Genomic DNA, 18678 nt, shown 5'->3' on the forward strand with positions numbered 1-18678 from the left:
ACTAGTAATTATTCATGAATCGTTGATAAAAATCTCACCACTCCTTGCCACCTATGGACGATTTTGCCCAATGACAGGTTTTTTGGAATTTTGTGAGTTTTTATAAAGTCTGTTTTAAAGAGTCAAAGTACCTGTTACTAATATTGTTTTTTCACTACATCTGCTTTCCCAACTCAATTTTAACTGCCTGACCAAGTCGATCCAGGGTATATGGCTTGTTGATAAATAATCCGGCACCCTGGTCCTGAGTTTTTTTTACATCATCTGTTTCAGTAAAACCACTGGCAATCACTGCTTTCTGGTTGGGATGCAATGCAACAATTTGCTCATAGGTTTCTCTGCCGTTTATGCCCGGGTCCATAATCATATCCAGAAGCAGCAGGTCGACTGTATGTTCTTTGAGATAGGCAACAGCTTCCTCACCACTGGCAACAGCTTGGGATTGGTAGCCTAGTTTGCTCAGCAGGCTGCAGGCAATTCTGCGCTGATCCGGCTCGTCGTCGATTACCAGGATAGTCTCGCTGTTACCCTGCAGGTCGGTCAAGAGCATTTCTTCTTTCTTAATATCTGCCATTTCACGACTGGCCGGGAAGTATAGATCAAAACGGGTACCTTTGACTCCGGTAATTACATCAATATAACCGTCATGGTCTTGCACTGTGTTCCAAACCACGGCAAGACCGAGACCGGTACCACTTCTTCCCATCACTTTTTTAGTATAAAAAGGCTCAAAGATCCGTTCCAAATCATAGGGTGTAATGCCGGGTCCATCATCAATGACTGAAAGAACCACGTATTCACCCCTGTGCACATTATCATATCCCTTGAGAGGCGTATCAACGTACTGGTTGGTAGTAGACACGGTAATTGAACCGAATTTATCAATTGCTTCAAAAGCGTTAATAACAAGATTGAGCAAACACTTCCGAATATGAATCGCTGAACAGTTCAGGTTGAAAAGATCATCAGCAAAATCGGCATTAAACGCTACATTCGGCTGAGTAATTGTAAGCTGTCTTATTTCAGGTGAATGCAGGTAATCTGAAACCAGTTTGTTCAGATCACATACTTCTCTGACAGCAGCAGCTCCCCGAGCAACAGTTAGCAGGTCAGCTACTACATCGGCAGCCCGTTTGCCTGATGCCTGAATAGTTTCCAGCGGCTTTTGCAAAGGGCTGCCTTCCGGCAGATCAAGCAGTAGCAGTTCAGGATAACTGATAATTCCTGACAGGATATTGTTCAGGTCATGTGCCACACCGCCTGCCATCATACCAATGGCTTCCATCTTTTGAGAACGTTGCAGTTTGACAGCCACAGCCTCTTTTTCTCGCTCTGCCTCTTTTTGTCTGGTAATATCTTCAAGCATGACAAGTATTAACGGGTCTTTGTTAATGGTAACAGGAACACCGGTTAAACGACCGACTAATAGTGGACCGTCCTTACGTTTAAGGTTGGAATCCATACCTTTGACAGCTCCATGTTTTTGTATTTCCTGTATGAATTCTTCCAGATCAACCGGGTTTTGATAAAGTTCACGCATATTTATTTTCTGAGCTTCTTCTTTTGTATATCCGAATATGTCGAAAACCGTCTTGTTCACATCCTTAATCTGACCATTACCCGTAATCGTACCAATAGAAAAAGGTGCATTGTCAAAGAGAGCCTGGTAACGATTTTCGCTGGTTTGTATCTCTTTGTTCTTTATTTCCAATTCTGTTTGCTTTTTCAAAAGATCTTTGCTCATTTGATTAAAAGAAAAAGCCAACCTTCCTACTTCATCGTTCCTGGTATTAGTAATCCGGTAATTTAAATCACCCTCGGAAATTCGTTTTGTCATAGTTGCCATTTCTGCAATGGGTCGAACAATCCTTCCGCTTAACAATAAAATAATACCTGTAAGCAAAAAAATACTTAGAAGGGTAAAAAAAACTGATCTCCATAGCAATTTTTCTGCATGAAAAAAAATGTCCGCTCCAGGTACGTATCCAATCAGATAGAAATCAGATTTATTCAAAATGTTTTTTAAATTGTTTTCATGGCTATCATTTTTTAAAATCAGATAGCTTGTATCATTGATCAGAGTGAGTATTTTGGTGTCTACAACGGCAGTAAAAATCATTTGTGCATTGATAGACTCCACATACCTTACAGAACTATTCATGTTATTCTCAAAAGTTTTTTGTTCTACAGCCTCTTTAATAAAATTTGCCAATATATACTTTGAATTAATGAGAAATTCACCAGACAACATATTAAACAAAACAATGTCCGCTCCGGGTATTCCGCTGGTCTTTAAATCTGATTTAAGCGAATAAATTTTGTTTTCAATATGAGTCCAGTCCAATATCCCCAGAATAAAACCTGTATGCTTTCCCTTACCTGTTTCAGTCGGGACGGCAAATATAAATGTATTGGAGCGAAAAGGTAAACCAGCTTTGTCAGTCAATTTTTTCCCGCCGATAAAAACAGTATGCGGAGGTTGTTTTATGGCTTCTTTCAAGGCTACTAACCGTTGCTGTGCCTGCCGGTATCTGAAGGAATTTTTTTCACCGGATATGCTAAGCTCATCTATCAGCTTACTGGTGTCAACTATCTGGTTCCGGTATTTAGCAACTGACATTTTCCATTTTTGGTATAAATCAGTCAAATGTTTTTGCTCATTTTTATCAAATGCAATTTCCCCGGTAATATTGCGTGGTAAAAACGGGATATCATCCCGGCTTAGACCAACCTTTCCAAATAGTACCCTGCCTTTTTTGTCCGTGAAAAGTATTGTGGAAAAGCCGGGATGAATTTTCATCTGCCTTCCAATTTCGCTCTCCTGTTCTATTGTGACATTATTCGGATCAATTGAGCTTTTAACAAGCGACTCAACCAGGAGCCGGTAAGTTGTATCTTTCAGCAGGATATAATCATTCAGATCTCTGGCACCATGCTCAATTATAATTGAACTCGTATTTATTAACTGCTTTTCGGCAGCATTTCTTTGGGCTGTATAATTGAGATAGATGATGAGCAGCATTGGAAACAATACCGGCATTAACCATAAAAGGATTTTGACACGTAAACTCATCTGTCACTATTCACCTTTTTTTTGATTTTCGGGGATTACCAGTCCGATACTTTTTTTCGCAATGAGTTTGCCGGCAGTAAATTCGGAGATTACCATATTCAAGTTCATATGATGATCTGTCCTCATTGTCACCGAACCATTACCTACTATTATTGTCAGATTCTCCATGGCATCAACAATCTTTTCTCTATCAACAGTACCGGCCTTTTCAATAGCTCTTTGTAAAAGTTTGATCAAGCCATAGTGAGATTCTGTAGAATAAGTTACTATTGTGTTATCCCCAAACATTTTTTTCTGTCGGTCAACAAATGATTTTGCTTCTTTGCTTTCAAGGCTGCTTAAAAAATGAACATTTGTTATTATACCTTCAAGTTCTTCCGGCGGCAGGGCTTGCAAAAAGGTTTCATCAGACGCGATTGCCACGATTTTTACATGTTTTCTCAAACCGGATTCATTAAACTGCCGGATAAAGCTGAATCCGTCAGGACCAGGAAGGATCAGCATGAGAACATCAGCTTTGGATTTCCTGATTTTTTTAAGAGTTGAAGAAAAATCCTTTATGCCAAAAGGGGTAAATTCAACCCCTGATATTTTGTAGTTTAATTTTTTCACTTCTCTTTTAATGGCTTCTGCCATTTCGTGCGGCCACACATAATCATAGCCAAAAATATAGAATGACGGACCATAATTTTTTGCCATAAAAGGAACTATTGGAGTGATTACATGATCAGGAATTGGGCTGTAGCAAAATAAATACCGGTCATACCTGTTACCCTCGTAACTGATACCATATAGCAGGGGGGTTTTAAATTGTTTGGCAACTCTGGTCATTGCATCACGGGCAGTACTGCTGACAGGTCCCACTACCGCAATAACATCATCTTCCTGGATTAATTTTCTTATCTGTTTGACCGCAATATTAGGGTCAGTTTTATTATCTTCTATTATCAGTTCCAGGTGCCTTCCATTCAAGACCCCACCGGCTTTATTGATTTCATCCACCGCCATTTTCGCACCCTGAACTCCATATCTTCCATATGTTTGGAAGTCACCTGACAAGGGCAAGACAACACCAATTTTGACAGACTGTTTGTCAGTATTTTTTGAAAGAAATAAGTATGCACCAAAAGCTGATAACAAAATTACAATAATCGGCAACCCAATTACTATTTTTTTTCTGGTTAACATAATACTCCTTTATTCCAAAAAACACGATTATATAATGATACCCTAAATATAGCTAAATAAATAGAGGCTTAACATATTAATAATGAAAGATCTAGATTTTTTGTAATTATTTCAATAGGCTATAAAGTCATTTTTTTCTCATAATTTCAGATGGTTATGATGACTTAACAACCCCCGTGAATGGATACAAAAAATTTATTGAGCTATTAATAATCCTAACAAAGCAAGCGGTTGGGGTGAGGGCACTCGACCTAATGTCTTGTGCTTTACATTGTTTCCACACCACGTTTTTTTATTTCTTTCCCTGCGATTATCAACGCGGTATCGGTGAAAAACCATTCTGGATATCGTGTTAATAGATATTGATAAAGTTCTGCCGGTTCAAGTTCTTGTCTTTCAATCTCCTCCCAAAAGCCTATTTTGGAAAATCGCCATAATTTGTCCGCATCCTTGACAACTTGTTCTTCTATACTACGAGCAGTAATCCCCGAATCGTGCCGTTGGATAATGGAAATAATCTCATCTGTAAATTGTGGAGCATATTTCAGGGATTGAAGGATCTGCAGGGCGATCACCGCGCCTTCCCGCTCATGGATGCGGTTGAGTCGATCCGCCTCTTTCCCTCCGGACCTGACACCGTATGCGGCCTGAATCTGTATGGGGTCCAGAGAAGACCATCCGACGTCATGCAGGATGATGGCAGGCTCGACGATCTTTTTATCACCCCCTTCCTGCTTCATCAGAACCAGTGTATATTGATGAGCTACCTGGGTATGAAGGATATCTCCTCTTTTTTTCAGATATGGCTCGGCAGACTGAAAGACCCTCTGGATAAATTTAGACCAATTCATTTCAATTCCCATGATTCCTCCTCTGACCACCACCAGACTGACCACCACCAGACCTGAATTTTTTGGTTTATCATGTAATATAGTTCCATTCTATATTTAGTAATTTTATTATTGAATACGGCATGATCACCCTTGCATCTCCTCCTCGATCAATTGCAGGAATGCCTTTACCGGTGGTGAAAGGTCAACGTCTCGGGGGAAAATCGTATCAGTCTGTACAAAGATCGGGCCTTCTTTGACCGGCACAGGCGTAAGAAGGCCCTGGGCGATTTCTAACTTAATTTCAGGCTTATAAAGAAAGGATATTCCCTGACCCTTAATAATATATTCCTTGATAAATTCTATACTGGCGGCCTCTAATAAAATTGTGGGTTTAACGTTGTAAGAACTCAGCAGGGAGAGGATAGCATATCTTGACCCTGAACCGTTTTCCCTGATAATGACCGGTTCGTTCTGAAGTTCTCTGAAAGACACCGCGTCATATTTTGAAAATATGTGTTGCGATGATACGACCAGGCAAAATTCCTCTTTTGTATAGGGGATCGCCTTTAGCTTAGCTTTAAATGGCAGTCTGCAGATAATGCCTACATCGTAGGTGAAGCTTTGAACACCGTCTGCAATTTCCTGGGAACTCCCTACTTTCAGAATAATTTTCACTTTGGGGAAACGTTTTTGGAAGCGAGCCAGGAGATCCGGCATAAGGTACCTTGCAAAACTACGGGTCGTGCCAATGTTGAGGGTGCCATGGGTTGAGTCAGTGTATCCTTTCAGGACATATTCCATTTCTTCTACCGTTTCGAATATTTTTTCTGAATATTCAAAAAGAACACTACCCGCGACAGTCAGTTCAATGCCCTTGCCATGCTTCATGAAAAGTTTGATCTTCAGATCCTGTTCTAAGGATTTTATCTGCATAGTGACCGCGGGTTGGGTCACATAAAGGGATTCAGCTGCTTTGGTAACACTTTTTTCCTTGGCGACTAAAAAAAATGTTCTGAGCTGATTCAGGTTCATTCGCATTGAGTGACCTATAAGTAAAAGTTTTAACGCATAAAAAAAACTTATGAATATATAAAATTAAATGTTTTGACAAGTCAATAAAAAAATTTAAAGATTACACACGCTAATTTAAGAAACCTGAAGTATTCAGAATTGAGGAGAGATAGCTTCTATGGCACCCTATCGTATCATGTACTGGAGGATCGAAAATGTTTGGATTTTCTATGTGTTAGCGGGTCTATCTACAGGAATTTTTCTTACAGGAGTGGCCATTCATATCTGGGTATGGAAAAAGAACAGTGGAGGATCACTGAATATTCCTTTTTCAAAGGAGGGAGTCAAAAAAACAATCTTAGATACGTTTTTGGGGCGACGAGTACTTCAGAATGAAATATCCGCCGGTATAATGCATCTTTTTTTGTTTTGGGGCTTTTTGTCCCTTTTTATCGGTACCGCCATCCTGTCTGTCCATCATTGGGTCATTTCATTCCTTAAAGGTACAGTTTATCTGGTCTTTTCCTTCGCTATGGAAATCGGGGGAATCATGCTCCTGACAGGAATAATATGGGCCCTTATTCGTCGGTACATTCAGCGTGTTCCCAGACTTGAGAGGCGACTGGAGGATGCGCTTGTGTCAGTGTGGCTCCTGCTGGCAGTCTTTTCAGGATTTATGCTGGAAGGGCTTCGCTTAACCTATCATCATCCCTCATGGAGCGCCTGGTCTTTTGCCGGTCAGTGGATGGGTGCTCTTTTTTCACCCTCTACAGCCGAGGCCTTTTATCCTTATTTCTGGTGGGGGCACGCGCTCCTGAGTCTTTCCTTCATTGCAGTAATTCCTTTTACCAAGCTTTTTCATATCATAGGGGCACCTGTGAGCATTTATATCCAGGAATCCGTGTCACCTGTTATTCCGGATATCGAAGATGAGATAGGAGAATTTAATACGGAATTTAATATAGGGGATTCAATCTTCTTTGATGCCTGCATGCGTTGCGGGCGGTGTGTCGCATCCTGCCCGTCCGCAGGAGCCGGAGAACCTTTTTCCCCACGTGATTTTGTTCAGGCCATGCACCGCGGACTGTGGCAAAAGCATTTTCCATTAGGGGATATCCGGTTTCTAACCCGGCATGAAGAAACCAAAATGGATGAAAATTTCTGGTATTGTACTACCTGCCGGGCCTGCCTGGAGGTTTGTCCCGTCTACGGTGCTACCTTTGAAGCCGTTATCAAAAAAAGGGCGTTAGCCGTGGAAGAAGGTACCCATGTGCCCAAACTTTTGAACCAGACGCTTGAAAAGGTTTTCAACTACGACAATCCCTGGGAGTCATCTAAGCGCCGGCGCGGCGAATGGGCAAAAGGTCTGGATCTGGTTGATCTCGCAAAAAGGGGGGCAAAAGCGGATTTGTGTTACTTTGTAGGATGTACCACTTCCTTTGATGATACCGCCCAGGGCATGGCCCTTTCATTTTCAAAGATTCTTCAAACGGCTGGGGTCAGTTTTGGTATTCTTGGTAAAAAAGAGCCCTGCTGCGGAGATATTGCCAGGCGGGTAGGTGAATTGGGTCTGTTTTCAGAACAAATGGATAATTGTCTTGAACTTTTTAAAAAATATAACATTAGCGACATTGTCACCTCATCACCCCATTGCTTCCATACTTTTCGAAATGAATACCCAAAAGAGCATTTTAGAGCACGCCATTACACCCTGGTTTTGCAAGAACTTATGGACCAGGGGAAGCTCTCGTTTAAAAAGGGGATGACGGCGAAGGTTACTTTTCATGACCCCTGCTACCTGGGCCGCTACAACCGAATTTTTGATGAGCCGCGACAGATTATTCGCTCGATCCCGGGAGTCCACCTGGTGGAGATGGCCCACCACGGGGCAGACAGCCTCTGCTGTGGCGGCGGCGGTGGAAGAATGTGGCAGGATCTTGCCGGTGAAGTCAAGATGGGTGAGATTAGAATCAGAGAGGCCGAGGCCACTGGAGCACAGATTCTCATCACCGCATGCCCCTTGTGCCGTATTATGCTGGAGGATGCCCGCAAAGTGGCCGGATTGAATGAGACCCTTCGGGTTATGGATCTGAACGAACTGGTTTTGCAGGCATTGGAAGGCGCGGATGCATAAAAGAACTCAAATCCTGATGAAAGCTAAAATATATTCTTATAAGGAGGAACAAAATGAGTGAAGTTTTGATATTAGGGGAGGTGAGAGAGGGATCTTTGAATTTAAGGACCCTTGAATTGCTAAACATCGGAAAAAATCTTGCCAAGGATCTTGATGGAGAATTTTCAGTGGTACTCATTGGCGACGAGCTTCCTGCGGCAGCCAGTGAGGCGCTTTCCTATGGGCCAAACAAGGTTTTTAAAGTGGAACACGCCTTATTAAATAATTTTAATGCCGATCTGTGGCTTGAGTCCCTTCAGCAGACCGTAAAACAAATCAACCCGAAAATTTTTCTCATGAGCCACTCTTTTATCGGCATGGACCTGGGTCCAAGACTTGCCTGTCGATTAGACACCCGGCTGACAACCGATTGCATTGATCTTTCCATTAACCCAGGCAATGGACCTGGGGAGGACAGCCTTTTGCTTCGGACCAAGCCGGTATCAGGCGGCAATGCCATATCGGTGTTCAAGTGCCCGGGCGTGCCGCAAATGGCAACCATGAGGGGGAATGTGATTAAACCTGCTGAGGCGGCTGAGTCACAAGGGGAAATTGTGGATATAGTTCCCAAAATCGATGAATCAATCATCAGGGTAGAATCTTTAGAGATCGTCAAGGAGGACATCATTGCATTGGACAAAGCAGATGTAGTGATTGCCGGCGGTGCCGGATTGGGTGACGAGGACGGATTTGAAATCCTTGAAGATCTAACCCGGGTGCTAAACAAATCATTTAACAATGTGATGATCGGATGCAGCCGGGTGGCCGTGGATAAAGGATGGGTCTCTCCCGACCATCAGGTGGGCCTCACCGGAACCATCATTTCTCCGGACATCTATATAGCGGTGGGTATATCGGGTGCTATTCAGCATCTGGTGGGCATGGTTCAGTCTAAAAAGATCATTGCTATCAATTCAGATTCAGGATGCAATATGTTTAAGGTGGCGGATTATGGAATTGTGGAAGATTATGAAACCATCATTCCCCTGCTGGTAAAGAAATTGGAGGAATTGTCATGAAAAAGATAAACATAATCGTCTGTGCAAAACAGATTCCAGATCCTGAAGCGCCGTTGTCAGATGTCAGCGTGGATGCTGAAAACAAAGAAATTATCGTTGATGCGCCGCTGGTCATTAATCCATTTGATGAGAATGCCCTGGAAGCAGCCATTCAGCTTAAGGAAGAGATGGATGCGAAAATCACTGTTTTGAGCCTGGGCAAAAAAGTTTCAGATACAGTATTGCGAAAGACCCTGGCGGCCGGAGCCGATGAATTGATACTCCTTGAAGATAATGCGTTTGAAAAACTGGACAGTCATTCTGTGGCCTGTGCACTGGCTGATGCCATCAGAAAGATCGGCGAATATGATCTGGTATTGACCGGAAGACAGGCCGGGGACTGGGATTCAGGCCAGGTAGGCCTCATACTGGGTGAACTGCTGGAGATTTCCTGCATCAGCCTGGCCAGGGAGATTAGCATCACGGATGGAAGCGTGGTGGTCAAAAAGAGTCACCCTGAAGGGTATGAACGGGTGAAAACTAAGATGCCCGCACTGGTGACAGTGAGCAATGAGGTGGGTGAATTGCGGTATATTTCCCGCATGAAGATGTTGAAAATGCTCAAGGGGGCTGCTTCCATTTCCTCATGGAACAGCGGGGATTTTGATCTGGCCCGTGAAAAATTAATGGAAACACAGATTGTTGAACTTTTATCGCCTTCTGATATGGGAAGGGATTGTAAGTTTATAGAAGGCGCCACTCCTGATGATCAGGCTGAGAAACTGGCGGCTGTTTTAACGACGCTTCGATAAAGTTTTCAAAAAGAAAAGAGTATATATGAGTTAGTTTTCAATCATTTTAAAAAAGAAACAGGAGGTAAACACAATGGCAGACAAATCTTACGATGCTGTGATTATTGGCGGGGGACATCATGGTACAATCATTGCGCCTTATCTGGCCAAGGCCGGAATGACAGTGGGGGTTTTTGAACGACTGGATCATCTTGGAGGCGGTGCCGTAAGCTTTGATGACACACCTGCACCCGGGTTCCGGGGCAATTTTTGCGCTCATTTTACACGCTTTTACGGTCATCCTTCCTATAAGGAGTTTAATCTTCGGGATGAAGGCTTAGAGTATGTTTTTCCTGATACAAATGAGGCGGTTGTTTTTGATGATGGAACCTCCTATGTCGCATATGCCGGTTGGCCGGTAATAAACCCGCAAACAGGTGAAACACAATATAGTCAAAAAAATGTAGATAAAACCTATGATCAGATAGCCCAGTTTTCTAAAGCTGACGCAGAGGCGTATCTTGATTGGACGGATAAATACAAAGAAATCATCAGACCGGCATTTTCCAGGCACAGGTTTAGCGTACCCACTCCTTATGGAACGCCCGATGCCCTGGAAGAGCTTATGACCAACCCCGCAAGCGGGCTTGATCCATCCATGCAATTTATGACTGCAAAAGAGATGGCGCACTATTTTTTTGAAAGCGATGAACTCAGAATTTTGTTGATGAGGGGATTTCTAACTTCCAGCGGCATTTATCCTGACGATGTGCCCGGACTTGTTTATACCTTTGGCGCACTTCATCTGGTACTTGGATGGGAGACTGCGGCTATTGCCAAAGGGGGAACCCAGTCTATTACGGATGCCCTTGTTTCGGCAGGGAAAAAATTGGGCGCTGAATATTTTATCAATTCCGAAGTAGATAAAGTGATTATTGAAAATGGTAAGGCCAAAGGCATCAAATTGTTGGACGGCACACAGATTGAGGCCAAGCAGATGGTGGTATCTGATAATGCCACTCCCCAGCTCTTTCTTCGTATGATTGGAGAAGATCATCTGAATACCAACATGAAGCGCAAGGTGGATACCTATTTCTTTGATCGTGCTCAACTTTTCTGGGGAACCGTGGCTGTACATGAGCTTCCACAGTATACAGCGGCCAAAAACAACCCCGATATCAATGCCACACCAAGAACCTATTGGGCGCCCAAGGATTTGGGGTTTATGGAAGACAAATATATGCATGAAATTTTCGTACTGGGGATGCCTTCTAAATTTTTCTGTTTGACAGCGCCGGACAGCATTTGGGATCCAAGCCGAGTGCCCGAAGGAAAACACAGTCTGCATGTTGAAGATTTCACCTGCCCTGCCCGACTTTTTTCCAGAAAAGAGTGGCGCACGCTGCATGATGAATTCTATGAGTCCATGATCTCGCAATGGCAAAAATACGCCCCCAACATGACCAAAGATAACTTTATTGCAGAGCGTATTACAACGCCCATTGATATACAGGAGACTCACCTGGACATGAGAGAGGGTGGCTGGTCCGAGGGCAACTGCGGCGGTTCTCAGAGTGGACGTTTCAGGGGTCTGCCAGGGGGATATAAAACATTTATCAAGGGTCTTTATATGTGTTCTTCAGGAGTCGCCGGCGGCCCGGCTATCGGGCGCGGATCAAGCTATAACTGCTACACTGTTATAGCAAAAGATTTTGGTTTGCGCTCACCTGACTTGTAATTAACCTTGGGCTCCCCCCATCGCTGAATTGGGGGAACGCGTATTCATCAAATTAAAGATTGAAAAGAAAGGAGACACCCCATGCGTTTAAAAGACAAAGTTGCAATAGTGACCGGGGGGGCCAAAGGTCTTGGAAGGGCATTTGCCGTTAAGATGGCCAAAGAAGGTGCAAAGGTTATGGTGGTAACGCGCAGGGACATGGATAACCTGACGGAAACGGTCAACCAGATTAAAGCCCTTGGATGTGAGGCCGACCTTTTCCAGGCAGATGTTGCCAGAGAAGAGGATACGCTTTCCATGGCCGAGGCGACCATTAAAGCCTTTGGCAGGATAGACATCCTGGTAAACAACGCTGCCATCTATGACGGCATCAAAAGAAAGCCCTTTTATGAAATAGATCCGGATGAATGGGATCTTGTCATGAATGTCAATGTTAAGGGTGCCTTTCTTGCTGTAAGAGCAGTATTTCCCCATATGAAGGATCAAGGATACGGGAAGATCGTCAATCTATCCTCCGAGGTCTTCTTTACAGGCTCAACCGGGTTTGCCCACTATGTATCATCCAAGGGGGGGATTATCGGCCTTACCCGCGCTCTGGCAGTGGAATTGGGCCCCTACAACATCTGTATCAATTGTGTCGCTCCAGGTTTCACAGATACGGAGGCAAGCCGGGGCCTGGCTGATGTGGCTAAATATGATACGTCGAAAACACCTCTTAATCGATTGGAAAAGCCTGAAGACCTGACTGGGCCTGCTCTTTTCCTTGCCTCTGACGAGAGTGATTTTATAACCGGGCAGACCTTGTTGGTGGATGGAGGCCGTGCCATGCATTGATGATGATTAGATATCTATTGTATAAAGAAAATTTATAACTCATTTGGGCTGATCGTTTTGACTTTTCAGCCGTTAACTCAGGGGGGAGACCATGACAACATTTGCTGGAAAATTACTCCGGATTGATTTGAGCAGTTCCACATCCAAAGTAGAGGAAATACCTGAGAAGCATCTTGGTGATTTCATTTCAGCAAGGGGGCTTGCCGCTAAGTACCTCTTTGACGAACTCAAACCGAACATAGATCCTTTGGGACCTGCAAACAAACTGATACTGTCCGTAGGGGTGCTTGCAGGCACAGGGCTTCAAGGGTTTTCAAAATGGGCTGTTACAACCAAAAGCCCTTTAACCGGTACTATATTTCGGTCCGTAGTCGGGGGAAACTTTGGTGCCTGGATGAAGCATGCCGGATATGATCTGATTATCATTCAGGGAAGCGCCAAAAACCTGGTGACTATTCATGTTGATAAATCGGGGGTTCATTTTTCAAGTGCTAAAGAATTCTCGGGCATTGATCCCCGTCGCCTGCAACAGCTGCTCAAAGAAAAATATGGCCGGCATACAGAATCGGCCTGTATCGGGGTAGCCGGGGAAAATCTTGTCCGTTACGCATCCATTACCTCTGGAGAACGCACAGCATCCCGCGGGGGGGTGGGAACTGTAATGGGGGCTAAAAATCTGAAAACTATTTCCATTAATGTACCCGTGAAAAAGCCTGTTCCCTTTGACAATCCTCGATTTCAGGATTTGGTTAAAACCCAGATCAGCATGCTAAAAGATCATCCCCGTAAAAAAAATATGACCACCATAGGAACCCCTTATATTACCACTGTTCTGGACAAAATGGGCATCATTCCGGTTAAAAATTTTCAGAAAGGAAGCATTCCGGGCATTGATAATATTTCCGGAAAAAAATTTTATGATTTAAAAACGGCAAAAGCCGGATGCTATATGTGCATGACCCGATGTGGCGGTATGCGGAACGTTACTGAGGGACCTTTAACCGGCACACAGATTGACGGACCGGAATATGAGTCGATTTATGCCTTTGGCCCATTGCTGGGGATTACGGATAGCGCTTTTATTACTGATGCCAATGCGTTTTGCGATTTCTACGGATTAGATGTCATTAGTACGGGCGTCAGCATTGCTTTTGCCTGTGAATTGTTTGAAAAAGGGATTATTTCGGCATCTGACACAAATGGTCTTGACCTCACCTGGGGTAATAAAAAGGCCATCTTTTCTCTCATTGAACTGATCGCAAAAATGGAAGGGATCGGTGCGCTGCTGGGCCAGGGGGTGAAACGGGCAGCCGAGAAATTGGGAGGTAAGGCAAGGTTTTACGCCATGGAGATTAAGGGCCTTGAACTTGCGGGTTATGATCCCAGAGGTGTCAAAGGGTATGGCTTGAGTATGGCGACGTCAAACATTGGCGGGAGTCACATGTATGGACGACCCAGAGAGGAACTCTCCGGGAAAGTGGACCCGTTCACGGAAACGGATAAGGGGTTATCCATTGCACAGGTTCAAAAAGAGCAGGCCCTGGATGACTCATTGATTGCGTGCACATTCGGAAATTCAGGGCTGTCTCTTGGGATGTATGTTGAGTATCTTACCGCAGCAACAGGAATCAAGGAGTTTGGAAGTGTAGACAAGCTTCTTAAAATCGGAGAAAGGATAGTTTGTATTGAAAGATGTTTCAATGTTAGGGAGGGTTTTTCGCGCAAAGAGGATTCCCTCCCGAAACGGATGACAACCGAGCCGCTAAGAAAGGCAGGGCCATCTACCGGGCAAATGATCAGAAATTTGGATACACTATTGGATGAATACTATGAAGCCTTTGGGTATGAAAAAAATGGGACTCCTAAACCTGGCAAGCTCAATGAGCTGGGGCTTGACGGAGCAATAAAAAATCTTTCTTAGTGAAAGTGGATTAAATTTTTCTTGTTTCCTAGCGCAAGCGCTGGGAATGAGATGATATTTAAATGACCACAATAATGACTATTAATCAGCAAGAAGGAGATGGAAAAAATGAAAATCTATGATGCAGTTCCCGGGCTTGAGTTTGACGAGAAGGTAGATCTTGAAAAATCACCGGCATGGTTTTTAGATGCCACCCATTCCGTACCACCCTGGACGCCCATGTTCGGGTGGTTCTGGGTAAATTTTTGCCGTCATGGCATGCAGTATGGCGCCGAAAAGCTCAGTCTGCCAACGGTCAAGGGTTGGGATTGGCGGTTCAAAGACGGCGGCGGTTATCTTACCCTTAACCTTGTAATGGATGAAGCAGAACGAAAAGAACGTGAGGTAAAGTTCAAGAAAGCCATTCGCCCCTTCATAGATGACTATGACAACCTGTGGGGCGATTATGTAAAGGAGATGCTGGGTCACTATGAGAGATTGAAATCCTGTGATGTCGATACAGCCAGCAATGCCGAGCTTCTTGCAAACTTCGAGGATACAATAAATGTTTGCCGGCGCATGTGGGAAATTCACATGCACATGATGTATGGCGTTTATACAGGCTTTATTCTTTTTGAGAATACCTGCAAAGATACCCTGGGTATAGACGACACCCATCCTACCTTTCACAATCTTTTGAGGGGATTTGACAACAAAGTGTATGAGGTGGACAGGAGTCTCTGGAAGTTTTCTAAAAAGGCCGAGGAAATGGGTGTCGCTAATATCATTCTCAACAGCAAGTCAGTGGATGTTCTTTTAGAACTTAAAAAAAATGACCAAGGCAAAAAATGGCTGGAAGAATTTCAGGTATTCCTTGATGAAGACGGATGGCGCATGCAGCGGATGGCCGAGGTCAATATGCCGACATGGGTTGAGGATCCAACACCTGCCATAGCAAGCGTAAAGTTTTTTCTTAAACAGGGCGGAGATTTTGACCTGGATGTTGAAAGGGGGAACCTGGTCCAGAAGCGTGATGAGGCTATAAAAGAAGTTATGGCGAAAGTTCCGGAAGACCAGAAGGGTTGGTTCAAAATGCTGCTGGGTATTGCCCAGAAGACCGGTATTTTTAGCGAGGAACACAATCATTACTTAGACCTTTATACCCATGCCCTCATACGAAGGTCATGCCTCGGGATAGGGAAAAGACTGTCAGCAGCCGGCGTGATTGATAAGCCTGATGATGTCTTCTTTCTCGTGCCGGATGAGGTCAGGGCCGCAACCCTTGTGCCCGATGGACTCAATCTCAAACACATTGCCGATAGACGGCATGAAGAATGGAAGGGCTGGTGTGGGAAAGAAAATCCGCCCGCCATCTTAAGGGAAGGATTTTCAATGGATGATGCCATGGGCGTTCTTGTGCAGTCCAATGATCCCATCGCACTCAAGGTCGTGGTTGGGTCAATGCCGGTTCCCAAGCCGGAATTGAATGCAGATCTCTATGGAGTATGCGGTTCAGGGGGAACATGTGAGGGCATTGCCAGGGTGATCATGGAAGAATCTCAACTGGATGAGATAGAGAAAGGGGATATACTGGTTGCCGTGTCAACTTCCCCCAGCTGGACCCCGGTATTCGGCCTTCTTAGTGGTGTTGTGGTTGACAGGGGAGCAAGTCTCTCACATTCGGCCATTGTGAGCAGGGAGTATGGAATCCCCTGTGTTATTAATGTTTTTGAAGGAACCGCTAAAATAAAGACAGGACAGCGCATCAAAGTGGATGGTGACAACGGTGTCGTTTATATTCTGGACAAGTAAGATTACACTGTTGAACTGTCCGGATTAACGAGGATAACTCTAAGTTACTTCCTTAAGATAATGGCAAAAGCTCGGGCTTAACCACCCCTTGTCTGTTCGTTATCAAAGGAGGTAACTTAATCGTTTAAGCTATTCTAACTACAGCAAGGAGGAATGCGAGATGCGGCCACAATTTAAGTATATTCTTTGGTTTGAAGAATGTAGCAAAAATACCCTTTCCCTTGTCGGTGGGAAAAACGCAAACCTTGGGGAGTTGGTGAATGCTGGCATACGGGTTCCACCTGGATTTGCTGTAACAAGCACGGCTTTTGGGGAATTTATGGAACGAACAGGGCTATGGGCTAATGTCAAAGAGATACTGGATGATATATTGCCTGATGAAATAAAGCGGGTTGTCAAGGCTGGGAAAGAAATCCGCCAGACCATTCTTTCCACACCCATACCCGATGAGATATGTGACGAAATAATGGCTGCATATGAATTACTTTGTGATGAATGTGGTGTCCCAAACCTTCCTGTTGCCATAAGATCAAGTGCCACTGCAGAAGACCTTGAAGATGCAAGTTTCGCAGGTCAGCAGGATACGTATCTTTGGATCTGGGGCAATGATGAGGTGGTTTTGGCAACTCATAAATGCTGGGCGAGTCTCTTTACCGACAGAGCAATTATATACAGAATGAGAGCAAATTTCCCCCAGGATGATGTACTGATCAGCGTGGGCATACAGAAAATGGTAAATTCAAAATCCGCAGGGGTGATGTTTACCCTGGACCCTGTGACAGGAGATACCTCCAAGATCACCATGGAAGCAAACTGGGGATTTGGAGAAAGCATTGTACAAGGCCTGGTCTCTCCTGACAGCTTTGTTATCAATAAGAACTCCATGGCGATAACTCAAAGTATCATCGGCCAGAAAGATCAACGGTTTGTTGCAAAAGCGTGTGGTACAAAAGTCGAACCTGTTCCGTTGGATCAGCAAGGGATTCCCTGCATCAGTGTCAGAGAAGTGATGGAAATCGCAAAGACAGGAATGCGCATTGAAAAACATTATAACGCCCCACAGGACATAGAGTGGGCAATAGACGCGGATCTGTCGTTTCCCGACAATATTTTTTCAACCCAATCCAGACCTGTAACAGCGTCGGGGAAAAAGGATTTCAGTAAAAAAATAATGAAAGAAGAAGGAAAAAATGATATAGATCATATCATTGATCTTATGATCAAGGGGTTTGAAAAATAAAGTCTTATGATTTGACGGGGAAGGTGAATAATGTCAGACAAAAGTTTGTTAAATGACAAGAAGGTTCTCATAGTGGATGATGAACCGGATGTATTGGACTCACTGGAAGAAATGTTGGATATGTGCAAGGTGACAAAAGCAGGCACATTTGAAGAAGCCAAAGCGTTTATGGAAAAAAATGATTTTGATCTGGCAATTCTGGATATTATGGGTGTGGATGGTTATAAATTGTTAAACATTGCCAAGCACAGAAACATAACCGCCATTATGTTGACAGCCAATGCATTAAGTCCTGACAATCTCATAAAATCTATCAAAGGCGGTGCTGCTTCCTATCTCCCAAAAGAAGAAATGGTCAATATCACCACTTTTTTGATTGATCTGTTAAAATCCCAGGATAAGGGGGAATCCACTTGGGATTTCTGGCATAGCCGGCTGTCCTCTCCTTATTTTGAAAGGAATTGGGGTAGTGACTGGAAGGATCAAAACAAAAAATACTGGGATAAAATAAAAGATCGATGAAGTGTATTTATGAAAGGACCTTGCTATGCTGATTCAACCCGACTGCATCCCCTGTATCCTGACCATGTCAAATGCAGCCATCAAAAGGCTTTCTCTGGATGGGACAATCGCCAGGGAGCTGTTTTCTAATATTTTAACAATTCCAGGGTTGAGGGGCCTTGAATGGAACCAGCCAAGTCCCGATATCATAGAGGTCGTAATGAAAAAAATTAGTGCTGCGGTTAATGATCCTGATCCCTTCCATAATGAAAAAATCAATTTAAACAACCGTGTATTGAAAATATATCCCTTTTTAAAAAAATTGGTGGAGGAATCCTCAGACCCTTTAAATACAGCGGCAAAGATTTCAATACTTGGAAATTCAATTGATTTTATGATGCCGGAGGGTACTGCCACCATAAAAGATTTTATAATTAAAAAACTTGAAACATCTCTTTCAAAGGATGAATTCACAACTTTTCAAAATCAGCTTTCAAAAACAAAACATCTCTTATATTTTGGAGATAATTGTGGGGAAATTGTGCTTGATAAATTGTTTATTAAAATCATTAAAAAACAATATGAT

Annotated in this window: 14 protein-coding genes; 10 read left to right on the forward strand and 4 right to left on the reverse strand. The window is 43.6% G+C overall.

Translation table 11 applies throughout. The annotated features are described in order from the left end of the window. Window positions 1–154: 154 nt before the first annotated feature. The 4 genes from K8S13_RS11870 to K8S13_RS11885 form a co-directional block, all read right to left on the reverse strand. A complete protein-coding gene (locus K8S13_RS11870) occupies window positions 155–3073 on the reverse strand; it encodes a response regulator (RefSeq protein ID WP_291462752.1) in 2919 nt (972 codons plus the stop codon). 6 nt (window positions 3074–3079) lie between these two features. After that, entirely contained in the window at window positions 3080–4261 is a 1182-nt protein-coding gene (locus K8S13_RS11875) for a substrate-binding protein (RefSeq protein ID WP_291462753.1), read from the reverse strand. 266 nt (window positions 4262–4527) lie between these two features. After that, window positions 4528–5124, reverse strand: a complete 597-nt coding sequence (locus tag K8S13_RS11880) for an HD domain-containing protein (protein WP_291462754.1) — start codon at window positions 5122–5124, stop codon at window positions 4528–4530. A gap of 114 nt (window positions 5125–5238) precedes the next feature. After that, window positions 5239–6132 (reverse strand): LysR family transcriptional regulator, encoded by an 894-nt coding sequence (locus K8S13_RS11885; RefSeq protein ID WP_291462755.1) that lies wholly within the window; start codon window positions 6130–6132, stop codon window positions 5239–5241. 151 nt (window positions 6133–6283) lie between these two features. On the opposite strand from K8S13_RS11885, the gene K8S13_RS11890 reads away from it, so the two are divergent. The 10 genes from K8S13_RS11890 to K8S13_RS11935 all read left to right on the forward strand — a co-directional run. Further along, on the forward strand, window positions 6284–8239 hold the full coding sequence (locus K8S13_RS11890; protein ID WP_291462758.1) for a heterodisulfide reductase-related iron-sulfur binding cluster: 1956 nt from the start codon (window positions 6284–6286) through the stop codon (window positions 8237–8239). A 53-nt stretch (window positions 8240–8292) separates the two neighbouring features. Further along, window positions 8293–9297, forward strand: a complete 1005-nt coding sequence (locus K8S13_RS11895; RefSeq protein ID WP_291462761.1) for an electron transfer flavoprotein subunit alpha/FixB family protein — start codon at window positions 8293–8295, stop codon at window positions 9295–9297. Then, window positions 9294–10088 (forward strand): electron transfer flavoprotein subunit beta/FixA family protein, encoded by a 795-nt coding sequence (locus tag K8S13_RS11900; protein WP_291462762.1) that lies wholly within the window; start codon window positions 9294–9296, stop codon window positions 10086–10088. The genes K8S13_RS11895 and K8S13_RS11900 overlap by 4 nt, the downstream gene beginning before the upstream one ends. 73 nt (window positions 10089–10161) lie before the next feature. Beyond that, window positions 10162–11805, forward strand: a complete 1644-nt coding sequence (locus tag K8S13_RS11905; protein WP_291462764.1) for an NAD(P)/FAD-dependent oxidoreductase — start codon at window positions 10162–10164, stop codon at window positions 11803–11805. A gap of 81 nt (window positions 11806–11886) precedes the next feature. After that, entirely contained in the window at window positions 11887–12639 is a 753-nt protein-coding gene (locus tag K8S13_RS11910) for an SDR family NAD(P)-dependent oxidoreductase (protein WP_291462766.1), read from the forward strand. 91 nt (window positions 12640–12730) lie between these two features. After that, window positions 12731–14560 carry an aldehyde ferredoxin oxidoreductase family protein gene (locus tag K8S13_RS11915; RefSeq protein ID WP_291462767.1) on the forward strand — a complete coding sequence of 610 codons (1830 nt, stop codon included), beginning with the start codon at window positions 12731–12733 and terminating at the stop codon, window positions 14558–14560. A 108-nt stretch (window positions 14561–14668) separates the two neighbouring features. After that, window positions 14669–16351 carry a PEP-utilizing enzyme gene (locus K8S13_RS11920; RefSeq protein WP_291462769.1) on the forward strand — a complete coding sequence of 561 codons (1683 nt, stop codon included), beginning with the start codon at window positions 14669–14671 and terminating at the stop codon, window positions 16349–16351. Between the two features lie 160 nt (window positions 16352–16511). Beyond that, window positions 16512–17591, forward strand: a complete 1080-nt coding sequence (locus tag K8S13_RS11925) for a PEP/pyruvate-binding domain-containing protein (RefSeq protein ID WP_291462771.1) — start codon at window positions 16512–16514, stop codon at window positions 17589–17591. A 30-nt stretch (window positions 17592–17621) separates the two neighbouring features. Beyond that, complete coding sequence (locus tag K8S13_RS11930; RefSeq protein WP_291462773.1) at window positions 17622–18113, forward strand: response regulator; 492 nt, start codon at window positions 17622–17624, stop codon at window positions 18111–18113. Window positions 18114–18138: 25 nt separating this feature from the next. Next, the coding region (locus K8S13_RS11935; protein WP_291462775.1) for an ARMT1-like domain-containing protein at window positions 18139–18678 on the forward strand (540 nt) is incomplete at its 3' end.

This window comes from Desulfobacula sp., assembly GCF_021107415.1.

Excerpts from the sequence above, each read along its gene's own strand:
- K8S13_RS11925 (WP_291462771.1), top strand. The coding sequence starts at position 16,512 with ATGCGGCCACAATTTAAGTATATTCTTTGGTTTGAAGAATGTAGCAAA.
- K8S13_RS11890 (WP_291462758.1), top strand. The coding sequence starts at position 6,284 with ATGGCACCCTATCGTATCATGTACTGGAGGATCGAAAATGTTTGGATT.
- K8S13_RS11885 (WP_291462755.1), bottom strand. The coding sequence starts at position 6,132 with ATGCGAATGAACCTGAATCAGCTCAGAACATTTTTTTTAGTCGCCAAG.
- K8S13_RS11910 (WP_291462766.1), top strand. The coding sequence starts at position 11,887 with ATGCGTTTAAAAGACAAAGTTGCAATAGTGACCGGGGGGGCCAAAGGT.
- K8S13_RS11900 (WP_291462762.1), top strand. The coding sequence starts at position 9,294 with ATGAAAAAGATAAACATAATCGTCTGTGCAAAACAGATTCCAGATCCT.
- K8S13_RS11895 (WP_291462761.1), top strand. The coding sequence starts at position 8,293 with ATGAGTGAAGTTTTGATATTAGGGGAGGTGAGAGAGGGATCTTTGAAT.
- K8S13_RS11915 (WP_291462767.1), top strand. The coding sequence starts at position 12,731 with ATGACAACATTTGCTGGAAAATTACTCCGGATTGATTTGAGCAGTTCC.
- K8S13_RS11875 (WP_291462753.1), bottom strand. The coding sequence starts at position 4,261 with ATGTTAACCAGAAAAAAAATAGTAATTGGGTTGCCGATTATTGTAATT.
- K8S13_RS11905 (WP_291462764.1), top strand. The coding sequence starts at position 10,162 with ATGGCAGACAAATCTTACGATGCTGTGATTATTGGCGGGGGACATCAT.
- K8S13_RS11870 (WP_291462752.1), bottom strand. The coding sequence starts at position 3,073 with ATGAGTTTACGTGTCAAAATCCTTTTATGGTTAATGCCGGTATTGTTT.
- K8S13_RS11920 (WP_291462769.1), top strand. The coding sequence starts at position 14,669 with ATGAAAATCTATGATGCAGTTCCCGGGCTTGAGTTTGACGAGAAGGTA.
- K8S13_RS11880 (WP_291462754.1), bottom strand. The coding sequence starts at position 5,124 with ATGGGAATTGAAATGAATTGGTCTAAATTTATCCAGAGGGTCTTTCAG.
- K8S13_RS11930 (WP_291462773.1), top strand. The coding sequence starts at position 17,622 with ATGTCAGACAAAAGTTTGTTAAATGACAAGAAGGTTCTCATAGTGGAT.